The sequence below is a fragment of the Fontibacillus panacisegetis genome (assembly GCF_900102215.1).
GTDB lineage: Bacteria > Bacillota > Bacilli > Paenibacillales > Paenibacillaceae > Fontibacillus > Fontibacillus panacisegetis.
Genome location: NZ_FNBG01000031.1, coordinates 1 through 17,133 on the forward strand (window position 1 = coordinate 1; position 17,133 = coordinate 17,133).

The 17,133-nt window shown below is 42.1% G+C and carries 12 protein-coding genes; 3 read left to right on the forward strand and 9 right to left on the reverse strand.

Translation table 11 applies throughout. The features are described from left to right. Positions 1–400: 400 nt before the first annotated feature. Positions 401–1,885 carry a glutamate synthase subunit beta gene (locus BLS49_RS20110; RefSeq protein ID WP_091235085.1) on the reverse strand — a complete coding sequence of 495 codons (1,485 nt, stop codon included), beginning with the start codon at positions 1,883–1,885 and terminating at the stop codon, positions 401–403. Between the two features lie 270 nt (positions 1,886–2,155). On the opposite strand from BLS49_RS20110, the gene BLS49_RS24900 reads away from it, so the two are divergent. The 3 genes from BLS49_RS24900 (at position 2,156) to BLS49_RS20120 (ending at position 4,599) form a co-directional block, all read left to right on the forward strand. Next, positions 2,156–2,329: a hypothetical protein gene (locus tag BLS49_RS24900; protein ID WP_175471485.1), complete on the forward strand. Its 174-nt coding sequence runs from the start codon at positions 2,156–2,158 to the stop codon at positions 2,327–2,329. Beyond that, positions 2,292–2,633, forward strand: a complete 342-nt coding sequence (locus tag BLS49_RS20115; RefSeq protein ID WP_139173161.1) for a hypothetical protein — start codon at positions 2,292–2,294, stop codon at positions 2,631–2,633. The genes BLS49_RS24900 and BLS49_RS20115 overlap by 38 nt, the downstream gene beginning before the upstream one ends. A gap of 226 nt (positions 2,634–2,859) precedes the next feature. Beyond that, positions 2,860–4,599 (forward strand): putative bifunctional diguanylate cyclase/phosphodiesterase, encoded by a 1,740-nt coding sequence (locus BLS49_RS20120; protein ID WP_245742597.1) that lies wholly within the window; start codon positions 2,860–2,862, stop codon positions 4,597–4,599. A gap of 56 nt (positions 4,600–4,655) precedes the next feature. Here BLS49_RS20120 and BLS49_RS20125 read toward each other — a convergent pair whose 3' ends face one another. The 8 genes from BLS49_RS20125 to BLS49_RS20160 all read right to left on the reverse strand — a co-directional run bounded on the left by BLS49_RS20125 (position 4,656) and on the right by BLS49_RS20160 (position 16,997). After that, positions 4,656–5,654, reverse strand: coding sequence for a glycosyltransferase (locus BLS49_RS20125; RefSeq protein WP_091235090.1), 999 nt, complete (start codon positions 5,652–5,654; stop codon positions 4,656–4,658). Positions 5,655–5,817: 163 nt separating this feature from the next. Next, positions 5,818–9,372 carry a copper amine oxidase N-terminal domain-containing protein gene (locus BLS49_RS20130; RefSeq protein WP_091235093.1) on the reverse strand — a complete coding sequence of 1,185 codons (3,555 nt, stop codon included), beginning with the start codon at positions 9,370–9,372 and terminating at the stop codon, positions 5,818–5,820. Positions 9,373–9,639: 267 nt separating this feature from the next. Beyond that, entirely contained in the window at positions 9,640–10,380 is a 741-nt protein-coding gene (locus BLS49_RS20135; RefSeq protein WP_342707220.1) for an MOSC domain-containing protein, read from the reverse strand. A gap of 15 nt (positions 10,381–10,395) precedes the next feature. Beyond that, the gene (locus BLS49_RS20140) at positions 10,396–12,330 is read right to left on the reverse strand and encodes an LTA synthase family protein (protein ID WP_091235095.1); all 1,935 of its coding nucleotides are present in this window, start codon (positions 12,328–12,330) and stop codon (positions 10,396–10,398) included. A gap of 245 nt (positions 12,331–12,575) precedes the next feature. Further along, positions 12,576–12,824: an aspartyl-phosphate phosphatase Spo0E family protein gene (locus tag BLS49_RS20145; RefSeq protein ID WP_245742599.1), complete on the reverse strand. Its 249-nt coding sequence runs from the start codon at positions 12,822–12,824 to the stop codon at positions 12,576–12,578. 232 nt (positions 12,825–13,056) lie between these two features. Then, positions 13,057–14,475, reverse strand: a complete 1,419-nt coding sequence (locus tag BLS49_RS20150) for a transcriptional regulator (RefSeq protein ID WP_091235098.1) — start codon at positions 14,473–14,475, stop codon at positions 13,057–13,059. A 177-nt stretch (positions 14,476–14,652) separates the two neighbouring features. Beyond that, positions 14,653–15,546, reverse strand: a complete 894-nt coding sequence (locus tag BLS49_RS20155) for an aldo/keto reductase (RefSeq protein WP_091235102.1) — start codon at positions 15,544–15,546, stop codon at positions 14,653–14,655. A gap of 68 nt (positions 15,547–15,614) precedes the next feature. Then, on the reverse strand, positions 15,615–16,997 hold the full coding sequence (locus BLS49_RS20160) for an aldehyde dehydrogenase (protein WP_091235105.1): 1,383 nt from the start codon (positions 16,995–16,997) through the stop codon (positions 15,615–15,617). Positions 16,998–17,133: the final 136 nt, after the last annotated feature.

The window sequence follows — 17,133 nt, forward strand, 5'->3', positions numbered from 1 at the left end:
GTAGGTTTAGTGTCAAAACTAGAAATAGCGGTGCAAGGAAGACGCCCCCTGCACCGCTTGATCCTGCCGCATTCTATGACCGTATCTCATGTGTAATAGTGTCATGATGCGGATTTTCTGAAATTCCTGCAAATGTGCAGGCTTTGATCATGTAAAGTCTCTAAATGCCCTAAATTGCTGCAAATGTGCATGCTTTCTCTAAGGATTCTCTTCAAACTAGTCTATTCTGAACAATATTGCTGCAGTTTTGCAGGCTTTTGTTCATCCTTTCATGGCTACTTTAAAAAAACTGTATTTTTGCATCCTTTTCCTGATATCTTGCCTTTACACTGCTAAACAAGAAGTGTCCCTCAAAGTTATCTTAGATAACTTTGAGGGACAGCCCCTTTTTACTTATAGCTTATGGCAGCTGGGTTTCACCCATTAAGAACAAATCCACTTCACGGGCAGCTTGGCGGCCCTCGTCAATCGCCCATACAACCAGGCTTTGGCCCCGCCGCATATCACCAGCAGCGAATACACCGTGTACATTTGTCTTGTATTTGCCCTCTTCCGCTTTGATGTTAGAGCGCTCATCCTGCTCTAAGCCGAGTTCTACGATCATTCCCTCTTCCGGCCCTGTGAATCCTAGAGCAAGCAAAACCATATCGGCTGCAATAATTTTTTCACTGCCAGGAATTTCAATTGGAATGAGACGCCCGGAATCCGTTTTTGTCCATTCAATGTCTACTGTATGCACCTCAGTAACCTGGCCATCAGCATTACCAACAAAACACTTCGTTGAAGTTACATATCGGCGTGGATCTTCACCTTGTATCGAAATCGCTTCTATTTGACCATAATCTGTCTTCAGCACCTTAGGGTACTCAGGCCATGGATTGCTTGGCTGCCTGGTTAACGGCGGCTGAGGCATGATCTCCAATTGTGTTACGCTGCGGCATCCATGCCGAATAGCCGTAGCAACACAGTCTGTACCAGTGTCTCCTCCGCCAATGACAACAACATTTTTCCCTTTAGCGGATAAATATTTGCCATCGTCAAGATTCGAATCCAGCAGGCTTCGCGTATTGCGCGTCAAAAATTCCATGGACTGATATATTCCGTTAAACTCGCGCCCTTGTACATTCAGATCCCGAGCTTTAGTAGACCCACCACATAGAACAACAGCATCAAAATCACGCTTCAGCTCAGCAGCAGGAATATCCTTGCCTATTTCCGTTCCAGTTATAAAGGTAACACCCTCAGCTGCAAGGAGATCTACGCGACGCTGCACGAGTCCTTTATCCAGCTTCATATTTGGAATTCCATACATTAAAAGACCGCCGACTCGGTCAGCCCGTTCATAGACGGTTACAAGATGTCCTGCCTGGTTAAGCTGCGCTGCGCAAGCCATTCCTGCTGGTCCAGAGCCTATGACAGCTACTTTTTTACCCGTACGCGTTGCCGGAATTGCCGGTTGAATCCAACCCTCAGCAAACCCTTTATCAACAATAGCACGCTCAATGCTCTTGATTGTAACAGGAGAACCGTGCTTCCCCACCGTACAGGCACCCTCACATGGGGCTGGGCAGACACGTCCAGTAAATTCGGGGAAATTATTGGTTTTGTGAAGTCGTTTTAGTGCTTCTTTCCAGCTTCCACGGTATACGAGATCATTCCATTCAGGGACGAGATTATGAACTGGACAACCAGATGCCATACCTGACAGCATACGTCCCACATGACAAAATGGAGTGCCACAATCCATACAACGTGCTCCCTGTTCTCTCAGTTTATTTTCATCCAAGGGCACTGTAAACTCACACCATGAAGATATTCTCTCTAACGGCTTAACCTCTACAGCAACTTCACGTTCATATTCTAAAAAACCAGTCGTTTTTCCCATCTTAATCCTCCTGAATTAAATATAAGAGCAAAACTATCATCATTCGCAATACTATACCGCATTATCGCTATAAAGCATTAAAATAATATGATGCAAAAAAATACAACTTACACGTTTTTAGTAAACTCATGTTATCACTTCATTCGGTAGTTCAATAATGAAAAAAATCACTTATCTCCCCTCTTCAATTAATTTTCTGTTATATCTGCAACTGTTTGTCGTTCAGGCTCGTCAGATGGTTAATTACACCAAGAAGGAGGATTATCATTCATGATGACTGCAAAAAAATACTCAGCAGCCTTGCTCGCACTCTCTTTAACCTTAGGTGGAGGCGCCACCTACGCTGCAACTGAAAATGCACCTAATCAGAACATTCAAAATACTGACCAACATAGCTACGTTAAGCTTGCCACCACAAACACCTACTTATCGCATCACGGTTAAGGACAAGGATTATACGATTGATTGGTTAGGCACCCACGGTACGATTCAAGAGGTTACTGCTGCGAATTCCAACAGACCAACTAGTATTCGGGTTCAAGGGTCAGGAATCAGCACCTCTTCTCCTGCTGAAGTTATCGTTAATATTACGGAAGATACGTCTCTAATTCATGTCGATGGAACTGAAGCTGCAGTAAACGAGCTTACCAAGGATACTAAAATCGTAGCCTTCTACAGTCCGCTATTAACTCGCAGTCTGCCACCAATCGGAAACGCTGAGAAAGTGATCGTGATCCCTTCGGAATAATTTAATCGAAATCCCCTAATATATCACTTTTTATGTATATGAAAAACCGTCCAAAATCGACCATTGGTTTTTTTTGGACGGTGATTTTATTTTTTAGTGGTTAAAATCATTGATTTCCTGAATGCACCACATGTATGATGAACTTAAGCTGTAGTTGTACCCCATATACCGGTCTTCGGTTTGATACATACATCTTAATACGGTTCATTCTAAGGGGGGCTTTCATTTGGACATAGAAAAGGAACAGAAAATCAATTCTACCCGTATCGAATCGATTATTAATTCTTCTGCGTTATTACGCTCCATTGATATGATGGGGGTCGGCATGGCTATTACTAACCCCAATATTAAAGACAACCCTCTAGTCTACGTTAATCAAGGCTTTGAGCAAATAACTGGTTATTCCAGAGATGAAGTTCTTATGCGGAACTGTCGGTTTCTTCAGGGAGAAGAGACTGATATGGAGCATCTGGGAGTTATACGTCAGGCGATTAAGGAAGGTCGCGCCGACACGGTAACCATCAAGAATTACAAAAAGGATGGAAGTACATTCTGGAACCAGTTCATTATCAGCCCGATTATGAATGAGGAAGGGAAGCCAAGCTATTTTATCGGGCTTCAGTTCGATGTAACTAAGGAGATGGAGGAGCGCGACGCTTCCAACCAAAGAATCCGTCAGCTCTCTTATTTTGATCCAATCACTGGCCTGCTTAATATGAGCCGATTCCGGGAAGTTATGAAAGCAGAGCTAATCACTACAGAAGCGGAGAAGAAGACCGCTGCCGTTCTGCGCGTCAATATTAACCGGTTCCGTTATATTAATGAAAGCTATGGTGAAGGAGCAGGTAACGACCTGCTAAAAAGCGTTGCTGACAGAATGCGTGAAACATTCGACGAAGGCACGCCGATTTGCCGCAGCTTTGCTGATGAATTTATTGTTTTATTATCCCGTTTGTCTGATCCTTTGCAAATACATAAAATGGCTAGTGAATTAAGCGAATCATTAAATAAACCTTACATTTTATTTGGAGAAGAAATTACGATCGGCTTTGGTACAGGTATTAGCATCTACCCGGACGACGGTCCTGAGGCTACCCTCCTGCTCAAGCATGCGGAATTAGCTATGAAAGAAGCGAAAAACGAATCGCTGCACGATCCGCATTATTTTGATTATTACCTAATGGATAAATTATTGGAGCGTGTACAAATTGAAAAGAAATTGCCGCGCGCTTTGGCTGAAGGGGAATTTGAGCTGTTCTATCAGCCGAAAATCAATTTGGAGACGCGTACTCTTACAGGACTCGAGGCTCTGATTCGCTGGAATGATCCGGAGCAAGGACGCATATCTCCGGCAGCTTTTATACCCATTGCAGAGGATAGCGGGTTTATCGTTCAGCTTGGCGAATGGGTTTTGCGTGAAGCATGCAGAACTAACAAAATGTGGCAGGATGCTGGACATCCCAAGCTACCAGTGTCCGTCAATGTATCGGCGATCCAGTTCAGACATCCACAATTCGTAAAAACTGTAGAAAGTGCACTTCAGGAAACCGGACTTGATCCTAAATACTTGGAGCTTGAAGTGACGGAATCACTGCTGAATGAACCCGTCATGATCAAAGATAAGCTGGACTTTTTGAAAAGCCGGGGAATCTCATTGTCTATCGATGATTTTGGTACAGGCTATTCTTCTATCTATTATTTAAAAGAGCTGCCTTTACAGGTGTTGAAAATCGACCGTACGTTCATTCAAAATACACCTACATCTACAAGAGATAACTCTCTTCTGTTATCCATCATCCAATTAGGTAAATCACTAGGACTTACCGTGCTGGCCGAAGGTGTTGAGACGGAAGAGCAGTTCCATTTCCTGCGTCAGCATGGTTGTGATCAAATTCAAGGCTTCTACTTTAGCCGTCCGCTTGATAGCTGCTCTACGGCACAGTTGCTTGCTGCACATTCAGACTAATCAAACAGACCGCTTTTCTGCTGATGTACCTATCTAATGCAGAGAAGCGGTCTTTTCTAACGTAACCACCGATCAAAGAAATCACGATAGCCTTCCTTCATCACCGAGCTTGAAAACTTCGAGAAGGCATAGTCCCGATTGTCCATCGAATAATTGAGAGGTGAGGCTATCGCCATGTTGATTAATTCAAACCAGTTCTTCTCATTGCCCGCAAATGCATGATGACTGCTAATATGATCATAACAAGGATGCTCCGGCTTAATGACGATTTTGCCCATAGCAAGTGCTTCGGTCAGCGGCATCGCGAAAGTATCGAATTTGGAGCTGCTCCAGTATACTTTTGATGAGTTCATGAGTTCAAAAACTTCACTCTGAGTTAAGGCGAACTTCAATTTAACATTGTGCGGGATATCGTATTTTTTCATACTTTCCTTATATCTCATGCCGCCAAACACCATAATTACTTCCTTATCCGGATTGCGCCGTGCATACTCCAATACCAGATCAGGGCGGCGATTCTCCTCATCCCTTCCAATCCAGAGGACACGGTTGCCCACAATGGCGCTAGGATCAAAGTATTCCTCTGCCAGCTGCTCACTAAACCCGATAGGAATGACATCCACATCACTTACACCATAAACCTCGTTCATCTGCCGTTTCAAAAACTCTGTCTGAACAATAGCCTTGTCCACGATTCCGTAAAATGGCTTCATCATTTCATAACCCGTTAGAGCAGGATCAGGAAAACTGTGTGGAAACAGCACACTATTTTTAAAAAACATCTTTAAGAAGGTAAAACCGGATACAGTATAAATAACATGATCAATACCGGCTGAATACATTTGATCAAGGACAATATCATAGTTGACCAGGTCCCCTTTTTCATGTTCATATCCTGCGATCCAATCATGTCCACTGACATGTCTTTCTGGCGAGATAAAAACGATCTCTACCCCAAGCTGCGCAGCCAAATCTCGCAGCCGTTCCGCAAACACCCGTGGTCCCTGTGATTCGGTAAACTGTATTTTCCTCATGACTAGTCCGACTTTTTTCATAAGCACTCTTTCTCCTACATTCATCAAATGGTTAGTATAAAGGTACCGAAGGCAGCTCTGCCTGTCAAATAAACCTTTCGCCTATTTATTTCACAAAGAAAAAGCGGCCCATAACGGGTCGCTCTTTCTTTGTGAATGTATATCGATAGCGTCATCAGAGTACTTATTGAGTTGTAACCGGGACAGATGGTTGCTCTGGCGGTGTCACTACTGGTGGTGATGATGCCGGTGGTGTCACTTCCGGTTGAACAGGAGGTACATAAAGCCCTGCAGAATAGGAAGGTGACAAGGCCGGAATCTTAGCGTTAATCATATTAGGAACTGACAGCACATAAATGTCGTATTCTAGTTTCGTATTATTAATAGGCGCACCATATACGTCCTGTGTTACTATTTGTGCTGCACCGTCTTTGACCTTCAACGCTTTTCCGTCAGAATATGCACTTCTTGCTGTTGCAAGATCAAGCGCCGTGCCCTTTGGCACAGCAATGATGGCATATTCCGCAATATTTTGTTTTGCCGCTGGCTCAGTGAAGCTCACAGTTATGCCCGAAGCATCGGATGTAACTTTTACATCTGACACAGCAGGTATGGAAACCGTATCCGGGTTCGGATTAACCCTCACTTGATTAGAAGCACGAGACAAGGTATTATCCGCAGGGTTGCCCGATTTAGCTACTGACAGCACCAAAACTTGATATGTGGTGTCAGTGTTAATAGCATTACCGTAAGCATCTCTCGAATTTTGTAGTGACTGACTCACATTTGATCCCCTAGGGGCAACTCGAGTATAATTGTCAGCTACCGTTACATTGTTGGCATCCTGTACTTTGAAATTACCTATTGAGGACGAGGGTACAATTAAAATACGATATTCCGATATTTTGTTCTCATTAGCCACCTTATTAAAGCTAACCTTAATATCGCTAAAGCTGCCCGTATTTCCTTCTAATGTTGCGGATAGCCCAATAACCTCCTCAGCTGCATTACTCATACTCAACGTAATTTCCGAGGAACCTTGAGACAGAGCATTGTTGTTTCCACTGCCTACAGAGAGAACAAAAACACGATATGGAACATCATTGCGAATGGTTGCTCCATCTACGTCTCTAGCACCGCTCGATAATGCCGTCTTAATATTATCTCCTCTTTTTGCCACTTGCGTATAGTTGCTGCTGTTGTTAACTGCATTCGCTTTTGTTAAATTGAAGCTGCCCGCATTTGCAGATTTCACTACGAGAATACGATAATGATTAATGCTCGTTTCGTCGGATGCCTTATTAAAAAACACTTCGAGATCGCGACCGTCATTATTATCTCCAATATCGCTAACAGTTACGTTAGGTACAGGAAGAACATTATAATTGTAGCTTAAAGTAATAGTTGAAGAAGACCCCAGAGACAAAGCGTTATTCCCTGCATAACTTCCGGTTCCTACCGACAATACAAACACGCGGTAGTTCACTCCGTTTTGAATGACATTTCCATCTACGTCTCTAGCATTATAGGATAACGACTGTTTATAATTGCCGCCTTTATTTACCTCAGTATAGTTATAGCTATTGACTAGATTCGCTTTTGCCAGATCAAAGCTTCCAGCATTGGAGGATTTCACGACCATAATCCGGTAATTACTAATATTGGATTCATCAGATGCTCGAGTAAATGCCACTTCCAAATCACGACCATCATTATGATCACTAATATCATTAACTGTTATGTTAGTCGCTTTTCCAACGGTGTAATTGTTACTTAGCGTAATTGAACTTGATTTAGCTGACAAAGTGTAAGTCCCGTTATAGCTTCCTTTGCCTACGGACAGAACAAATACATTATAACTCACACCATTTTGAATTTTATGGCCGTCAACATCTTTCGCCCCAGATGCAAGTGCTTGGTTGAAGTTAGAACCTACACTCGCTTGTGTGTAATAATTATATCCGGATACCGCGGTGGCTTTACTCAGATTAAAGCTCCCGGCATTTGATGTTTTAACGACAAGAATACGATAGCTGCTAATATTCGACTCATCCGATGGACGAGTATACGACACATACAAATCCCGACCATCATTGTTATCGTAGACATCGCTCACATTTATATTGGTTACCATTCCAACAGAGTAAATATTCGATAAAGTAACAGCGCTGGATGGTGAAGACAGAGTGTTGTTCCCTGTGTAACTGCCGCTTCCAACAGCCATAACAAATACACGATAGCTTACTCCAGTTCGTATTGTCGCTCCATCAACATCCCTTGCACTGGAAGACAAAGATTCATCGAAGTTGTAATTTTTCTTATTGAATGACGTATAGTTGGAGCTCGATACCGAATTGGCTTTGCTCAAATTAAAATTAGCATAGTCACTAGCCTTCACGACAAAAACCCGGTAACCGGATATTTTAGACTCATCCGATAATTTAGTGAAGCTGATCCGCAGATCCCGGCCGTCTCCATTATCACTTTGATCTCTAACCTGTGTGATTGTTGGAATGCTTATCGCGCTGGCGTTAAGTGTAAAAGAAGACGAGCCAGATGACAATTTGTTTGATTCCGTACTCGAATTACTCACGGAGAGAACATAAGCGGTATATGCCACGCCATTTTTGATAATTTCTCCGGACGTGTCACGCGAATTAGAGTTTAATGTTCCTTTTAAGGAAGTATTGCTTCCTGATTTATTTACAATAATATACGATTGGCTCGAAGCATTGTTCGCAGTGGACAGATTGAAACCGCTGACATCCTTCGTTTTGACGATTAATACTCGATAATTGTTTATATTGCTATCATTCTGTGGACGGGTAAAACTTACCGAAATATCCCGACCATCACCATAATCACTCACATCGGACGCTTTGACATTCGTAGCCGCAGCAACTGAAGCGCCACTATCCAACGTAACTGTGCCCGAAGCAGCGGACAGTGCATTAGTCGCATTGCCTTTGCCTACAGCCAGCACAAAAGCTACATAACTTTGGTTGGCTTTGATTACAGCGCCATCTACATCACGTGTCGAGGATAACAGCCTGAGGGATTGATCTGAACCCGTTGGCAAAAGCGTCGAATAGTTGCCCGTTGATACTTTGCCTGTCGCGCTCAAATTAAACCATGAAGCATTTCCTGCCTTCACAATATAAACTCGGTAATGATCAACGGCAGAAGCCTCGTTTAATGACTTACCAAAGCTCACTTCCAAATCTCTTCCGTCTCCATTGCTGCCATTATCCCGAAGCGTTACATAAGATACAGCGCTTGGATTGCCTACATTCCCATTACCGCCGCTATTGTCGGAGCTGGTAATAGTTACTCTCTTCGTTTTGGAGTTCCACCCTACCTCTTGACCAAGGGCCTCGCTCACAAATCTTACGGGAACCATCGTTCTCCCCTTAATCGACTGAGCTGGAACATCCAATGTTACTGCCTGATTGTTAATTGTCGCAACCTTGGATTTAATTTTTAATACGATCGTGGTATCTCCCTTAATAGCTGTAACCATTTGAGCCTTCTGATCCCATTTGACCGTAGCATTCAGTGCTTCAAAGATAGCTCTAAGCGGCAGCATGACACGCCCTTGAACCATGATTGGTGCTTGATCCGTCTTCAGCGGAGATCCATCAATGTAGACATTTATTGCTGAATCCGCATGAGCAGTTGTTTGCAGCAGCAGAGGCACCACTAAAATAACTGCTAAAAAAGAAGTCCATATTTTCCTCACCGTTTCATCCTCCTACACCCGTAATAAACAGATGTGATAAAATTAATGCTGATTAAATGACGTATCAAGGCTGAAAAAAGTTTCTCCATGAATCAGCTTATAATTAAAATTACCCAAAAATGATGCTGATTCCTTTTTCGAATTAACTTTATTTCTTGATATACCATTTTTTAGGACAAAAGGGAATGCGACTAAAGTTCAAAAAATAAAACCCTGCCCTTCTCTCCAACGAGAATCGGGCAGGTTCTGCAATTTGAATACCGGTCATTAGTCATTTAACAATGAGCCAAGCCGTTTAGTAAAGGTGTCACGCCAGCTTGAGGACAATTCTTCCACGTCTAAAATAGTCTGGATTCCCTTCGCATTTTCCTTATCATGAAACATCATTTGGTTGGCATACTGGAGAGTAATTCCGGCTGCATGATGTTGCTTTAGCGATAGTGTATCCTCTGGATTAACCCATCCCTCTTGAAGCACTCTTAAATAATATCCGGTATATCCCGTTTCCTGAACCATTGCAGGAAGCTCCTTCACTCCGTATCGGGCAGCGATTTTATAGCAGGGCTGTCTGGGCTGGCTTACCTGAACGACAGCTTCTCCGAACTGAAAAATATCACCGATGCATATCTGATCCTCCAGCATACCTTCAGTGGTTACATTTTCTCCAAACGCCCCCAGCGCCAAAGACAATCCCAGCTCTTGTTCCCAATAAGCATACCTTTCGAACGGGTAGACACATACCGCCTTATCTACTCCGCCATGATGCTTCAAATCTCCTTGTCCATCACCATCAAAGTTAAGAGATGACAAATAAATCCGCCCTTCAATCGGAGTTTTGTGAAAACCGCTCATTATTTCCTTGTTCTGATACGTCATTACGACAGGTTTGCCTATATTAATCCCTTTTACCTTCATTTGTCGAATCGTGCTGATCGTATCCCCTACACTTCTGACATTGTCCATACTAGCCATTCCGTCCATTCCGTTCGCCCCCAACTGATACTTCAACACTACATTTCCTTATTAATGACGTTTAGGCAACAGCTTTACATATTCATCAGACAGCTTCATCAATTGCGTAACATAGTCATAGTCGTTGCGATAGCTTGAGAAATCACTAACTGGCTGTAATGTGTCCAATGATATTGCAGAACCATCATCAAATCCCTGACCCGGCATAAACAGAATCTCATCGTTAAAAAATGATCCTGTTGGAAGATAATACCGCATACCGAATACGTTATGATCAATATTCAGCAAATCCTGTCCCAATGCGGTAAAACCTTCATCGTTCAGAGAGATACCGAGTAAGTTAGCCATCGTAGGCATCATATCAACCTGCCCCCCGGACTGATCTGATGTAATACCGAGATTTTGACCAGGTATATGCACTATAAAAGGAATGTTAAATCTACTAATTATATTATCATATGGAATTCCAAGCTTAGACTTAATTTCTTCTGCACTTGTATCGCTTGGTTGAAGTCCGAAATGATCGCCATAAATAACAAGCATTGTATCATCCCACATATTAGCTTCCTTCAACTGCCCGATCAGCTTCCCAATCGCATAATCCGTATAATTAACAGCCGTAATATAATTACCAAGATTCGTTCCTTCGAGATCAGAGGTCAGCTTAATCTGACGTCTGTCTTCCGGTACTGTAAAAGGAGAATGGCTCGACGTTGTTACAAATTGGGCATAAAAGGACTTACCCTGACGATGAATTTCACTCAGCTTCTCCATTCCAACCCGATACATTTCTTCATCAGATGCGCCGAAATTGTTGAACTGATCATTATTGTAGTAAGGCTTGTCATAATATTGATCAAAATTTAATGCAGGATACAGCTTATTCCGATCCCAGAAGGTTACATTGTTAATATGGAACGTATTCGCCACATAACCATGCTTCTGCAATAAACGAGGCAAGCTGGGCAGCTCCCTGTTGCCGTAGCCTTTAGACATTGCTACTGCAGCCGTAGGATAAATAGACGTATTAGACATGAATTCAGCATCCGAGGTGTTGCCGGGGCCAATTTGCTGGAACACATGGGGAAAATAAACCCCTTCCTTGATCAACCCATTCAGTACAGGAGTAACCTCTTGCCCTCCGACTGACAGATGAATCGGGAAATTTTGAAAAGATTCCATCTGAATCACAATCAGATTTTTTCCTTTTGCTGCCCCAAAATATTGGGGTTTAAGCGCCCCGTTACCGCCAGCTTGTGAATCGTCGCGATATGGGTAACTCGCCTGCAAGTCTGAAATTTTAGTTTTTGTCTCCTGCAAATTCCCCTCTGCAATCATTTTTTCCTCTTCATAATTACGAAGAGCCGCATCGACCTGGAAATTCAATAAGCCTATCTTCTCTGCACGAAACAGCTCATTATCGACCTTGCCGCCGGATCGCACAGAAACAACCGATATAGCAATGCTGATAATCATCACGACTGCTACACTTAGCTTCCAGATCCGACCGCTTCTTAACGGCCTCACATCTGCTGTCTGAAAACGGAGTCCTCCTCTTCTGGATTTACGCCGTGCCAGCACAAGGCTCACGGTTCTCCATAATGCAAGTACAGCAAAATCAGCAAAGTATAAAAATTGCTCCGGCCGCAGTAATGCATTGACGCTAGCGCGAATTTGCGGAACCTGATTCAGCTCGCTTAATACAACATAAGTCGGCACGGTTCCGAAATGCGCATAATACAGCGTGACAGCAAAAAGCAAAAACGAAAACAGAAAGTTAAAAATCTGATAGACAATACCTTTTCTTTTTACAGAAAATATCAGCTCCACAGCGCAAAACAAGACTAATATAGACAATGCTTCGGCAGGCAAACTCTTCCACCCTGTTTCTCCGAAAACAAAAACACGAAGCAATATAACTTTAAGAAGTAATAGAATATATATACCTATAAATTTACTTCTATCTGAAATCGTACGAAGCCCCATCTGTATTTCATCTCTTCTCTATAAATGTTTTACAAATGTAAACATTATATCAACAATGTAAATAATAATCTAATTACTAGAGAAATCATTTTCCGATTTTAGTCACAGCACTACCAAAACAGAAGAACCGTCCGTAATCCGGACGGTTCTTGCAACATCATATAATCCCACATTATGCAGCTCTGAGCGAAGACGATACTTAACAGCAATAAAATCCAGTTTCTCTTAGAAGCATCCAATATTCTTCAAGCTCTATATCTTATCTCTTCAAAAAGTCGACTACTTTCAACCGTTGGCTTCTTGGCATATCTAGTATCGTTATATCTTACTTTATTATATGAATTAATCAATTTATCAAGCTCCATAGATTGCTTGAGTACACGTACGTCTCGAAATCCGTATTTCATGACGAGCTCATTAAGTCCGTCTCTTTCTTCTTCAATTCTACACTTTATATATTCAGAGTTACTATTAAACTCAAAACTATTCATCATAATTACACACCACCTTATTTATATCATAGGTTATGTTGCTAAATATTTACTGTTCAAATGTTATGCATAATATATATTTTTTGGAAGTATATAGGATATTGTTTTGCATTTTATGTCTTTCTAGTATGACAAAAAGAACTGGCTTAATGCCAGTCCTTTTTGTACTAATCCTTAATTACCAGCCATGTGACAACTGTCTCAATACGCTAGAACCAGCTACGACACAACAGAACTAAACATAAACACGGTTGGAACCACCTAAGATATTTACTTTTTCATGATCCCACAAATTTCTGCATAAATTATTATAAGTCTGACATTGTTGATCAGAAGCGAATCGGCGGTACAACTCGAACATAACCATACTATTAAATATGTGCTCCTTATTATTTAAGGTCACTGATATCGCCATGCTATATAACAGGTTCTTTATGCCTTCCCGATGAAGACCCTTTCTGAAGTTATAGACGGCAAAGTTCTGAAAGAACACAGAACAACGCAAATTATACGATAATTTTTCTGGATAGCTATTAGTTGCCACTCTTTGAGTTAACCTGTGATCTGTATCAACATTTCCGTATTGCTCAATTTTATATGAAAATTTAAAGAGAATCTCATCGATAAAAAAGTGGTACCGATTAGCCGATTCCAATAAAATAGTTAATCCTTCAACAATTTCATCAGGATGTTCTTCCAGAAAACAAACATATTCCGGGATTCTATTGCGATCTCCTGCTTTGATCTCTAGGTTAATAAAGTTCGCCTCTGCCAAAGATTTCAGTTTATTCACTTCATCCAGTCCTTGTTGATCTAAACCCTCAAACCAACTCAGATCAGCATATTGGGAAATCCAATTCCTCGCTTCCTCGAACATTCCACGATATTCATACGATGCAGCTTTGAACAGATAAGATTTGCCGTAGTAGTATACGAGTGGGTGATCAGGATTAAAATCGTCTGACTTCCATACCTGTCTCTTATATAACTTAACTGCCAATTCACTCAATTCATCCGCATAATTCTCTACCTCAGTCCAACTGGACCTGACTGCATAAACTTCAGCAAGCAACAACAGACCGTTCAAAGCATACGCTTCCGGCAGGCGATATCGGTAAGGCAAAAATTGAATGACAGCTTTATAACCCTTACGACAGTCTCCCTGATAAATCTGAAATAGACGATAGTAGCTTATCGCAAGTCGCTCCATATGACTTGAGTGCTCACTATCAACGACGCTCTCGTATAATATAGCCGCCGCTTCGTACAAGCCTTTCTCAAACAAAATTTCAGCAGTATTGAAAATACCGGAAATATGCCAAAAATCTTTACATAACCGATTCGAGATTCGCTGAATACATCCGTATTTCTTAAGTTCAGCACAACGAAGCATAAAAGGACGAAGCCGTCGCCAATGAGGAGCTTGAGGCGCAAAAAACTCATCAACATACAAATCGTAAAGACTGCCTTCCGGAAGACCCATCGCATAAGTCATTCGATCCAGTTGTCCTATAGCGATTGGTCGATTACCATTTAGAATGCCACTTAACGTACCCGCGTTAATACCGGAAGTTCCAGCAAAATGATGAAGAGTCATCTCTTCTCTCTTAATGAAACCTTCCAGCTCTGCGCAAATCGTAGATGTGTGCTTCAAACAGCAACCACCCCCTATCAGATCCTCCACCAACCACCCAATATATAGGAAATTATAGTATGTATGTTCATATTATACCTATTATTTACAACCGTCAACATAAAAATATGCCAAAAAAATAAATCCGATGATTTTCGCAACTTTCGCAATTCATCGGATCATTGTTATTCTTGCAACCTAATCTAGCAGGTTTGCTGCCCTAGCATTAGCTTCTACTTGAGCCGGGTTTTTGCAACCCGGTATTACTGCACTGACGACCGGATGGCGTAAACACCAAGCTAATGCCCACTGCGCCATATCTACTCCTTCAGACACTTCATTTTTACGAATCATTTGCACTTCCTCAAGCTTGCGCATAGTGCTTTGGGCATCATGACGATGCCGAACATCGGTGGACTCAAAGGTAGCTCCAGGCTTATATTTGCCGCTTAAATAGCCGCTAGCAAGCGGAACCCGGGCCAACACTCCCAAATCCTGTTGTTCACAGGAAGGGAATACACGGTTTTCTGGAACCCGATCCAGACGATTGTACACAACCTGAATAACTGAGGAATTAACCCTTGTGGAATTTTCGGTCTGATGTAGATTGTCATTGCTGCCGATGGAAGTGCCCAAGAATCGAATTTTCCCTGCTTGAATCTGCTTGTCCAGCAACGTCCACAAATCATCATTATCAAATGCCTCATCTCTTCCTGAATGGAATTGATATAGGTCGATGTATTCAGTGCGAAGCGCCTTCAGGGAAGCATCAAGCTGTTTCAACACATCCTGCGCATCAAAAACATCGGTACGTGTAAAACGCTCATGAAAATGGTGACCGAATTTAGTCGCAATAATCCAATCTTCACGTTTTCGGCGACTAATATAGTCTCCGATCAGCGACTCTGACAAATGATCTCCATAACATTCCGCTGTATCAATCAGGTTAATGCCAAGCTCCTGACCCTTATCCAGAATAGAGTCGACATCATTCTGAGTGAACTGTTGGCCCCATTCTCCTCCAAACTGCCACGTCCCGATTCCAATAACGGATACATCCAGTTCTGTTTTTCCTAATCTGCGATATTTCAACTGGCACGGCCTCCTTATCTATTGTGTTTTCTATTTTACTCTAACGTTGCTTATATTAGTCGCAAGTACTATTTCATGAATTTTTTAATCCATTTCAGCTTTCGTTCATTATATGGGGGAAAGATCAAATCCAAATTGATTCTAGTCGACTTTTTCAGCACACTTTTGCGATGGGAGAAAGAATCAAAGCTGTGCTTGCCATGATAAGACCCCATACCCGATGATCCTACTCCGCCAAAAGGCAAATAAGGGCTGACCAAATGCAGCACTGTATCGTTTACACATCCGCCACCAAAAGAAACAGACTCCAGCACCCTGTTTTCGACGCTTTTATTCTCGGTAAACAAATACAAGGCAAGCGGCTTAGGTCTAGCATTTACCTTATCAATGACAAGAGATAAATCGTCATATTCCAGAACAGGCATAATCGGGCCGAATATTTCCTCTTCCATCACTTTGTCGTTCCATTCCACTCCATTCATTATTGTAGGTGCAAAGTACAAATCTTCCCGATCTCCATTTCCTCCAGCAACAACTTTTGTATGATAGAGAAGGCCATTCAGACGATCCCATTGCCGGGTATTTACGATCTTTCCATAATCGGGAGAGTCCTTAGGGTCAGCTCCGTAAAAAGCGGTGATTTGTTCCTTCATTTTTACAATCAACGCTTCTTTTATGTCTCGATGAGCCAGCACATAATCCGGGGCAACACAAGTTTGTCCTGTATTCAAAAATTTGCCCCATACGATTCGTCCAGCAGCTAGATCCAGATTAGTCTCTCGGTCTACAATGCATGGGCTTTTGCCCCCAAGCTCCAAAATCACCGGCACCAAATTACCCGCCGCAGCTTCCATAACAATCTTTCCAACTCCAATGCTGCCTGTAAAAAATATCAGATCAAAAGGAGTATGAATCAATATCGAAGTAATCTCCTTACCGCCCTCGAGCGTAATTATATAAGTCTCATCAAAGCAATCCGCTAAAATTTCTGCAATGATTGCAGATACATGTGGAGTATATTCAGATGGCTTGACTACCGCGCAATTCCCTGCAGATATCGCTCCGATTAACGGGTCCATAACTAGCATAAATGGATAGTTAAAAGGACCAATAATGAGAGTAGATCCATACGGTTCAGAATAAATATAGCTGGTTGATCCAAAATGAACGATCGGAGTTCGCACCCGCTGCGGCTTGGCCCATTTTTTAAGATTTTTCATAGCATGGCTAATACTGTCATATACCGTTCCGATTTCCGTGGCGTACGCTTCAAATTCAGATTTGCCCAGATCAGCAAATAATGCTTCCATTACGAGCTTCTCACGTTCCTTAATAGCAGATTTAAGAGTCTCCAACTGTTTTAAACGGAAAGCGACTGATTTAGTAGCCCCTGACTGAACCATCTGCTTTTGCCGATTGACAATTTCCTGCACACTCTGCGAATCCATCATCAACTCCCCCTCCCATTCTAATTCCATTGTTATCCTTCATGATACCTTATTGACGTAATTTTATCGTTATTTTTACAAATCGCAAGTTTCCTCAGTTTCATGTTTATTTGCCCCTCTTTTTCACACATCCAAGAAG

Bases quoted from the DNA above. Each gene is read 5' to 3' on its own strand.
- BLS49_RS20110 (WP_091235085.1), bottom strand. From the start codon at position 1,885: ATGGGAAAAACGACTGGTTTTTTAGAATATGAACGTGAAGTTGCTGTA.
- BLS49_RS20140 (WP_091235095.1), bottom strand. From the start codon at position 12,330: ATGGGGCTTCGTACGATTTCAGATAGAAGTAAATTTATAGGTATATAT.
- BLS49_RS20125 (WP_091235090.1), bottom strand. From the start codon at position 5,654: ATGAAAAAAGTCGGACTAGTCATGAGGAAAATACAGTTTACCGAATCA.
- BLS49_RS20160 (WP_091235105.1), bottom strand. From the start codon at position 16,997: ATGATGGATTCGCAGAGTGTGCAGGAAATTGTCAATCGGCAAAAGCAG.
- BLS49_RS20145 (WP_245742599.1), bottom strand. From the start codon at position 12,824: ATGATGAATAGTTTTGAGTTTAATAGTAACTCTGAATATATAAAGTGT.
- BLS49_RS24900 (WP_175471485.1), top strand. From the start codon at position 2,156: ATGATGACTGCAAAAAAATACTCAGCAGCCTTGCTCGCACTCTCTTTA.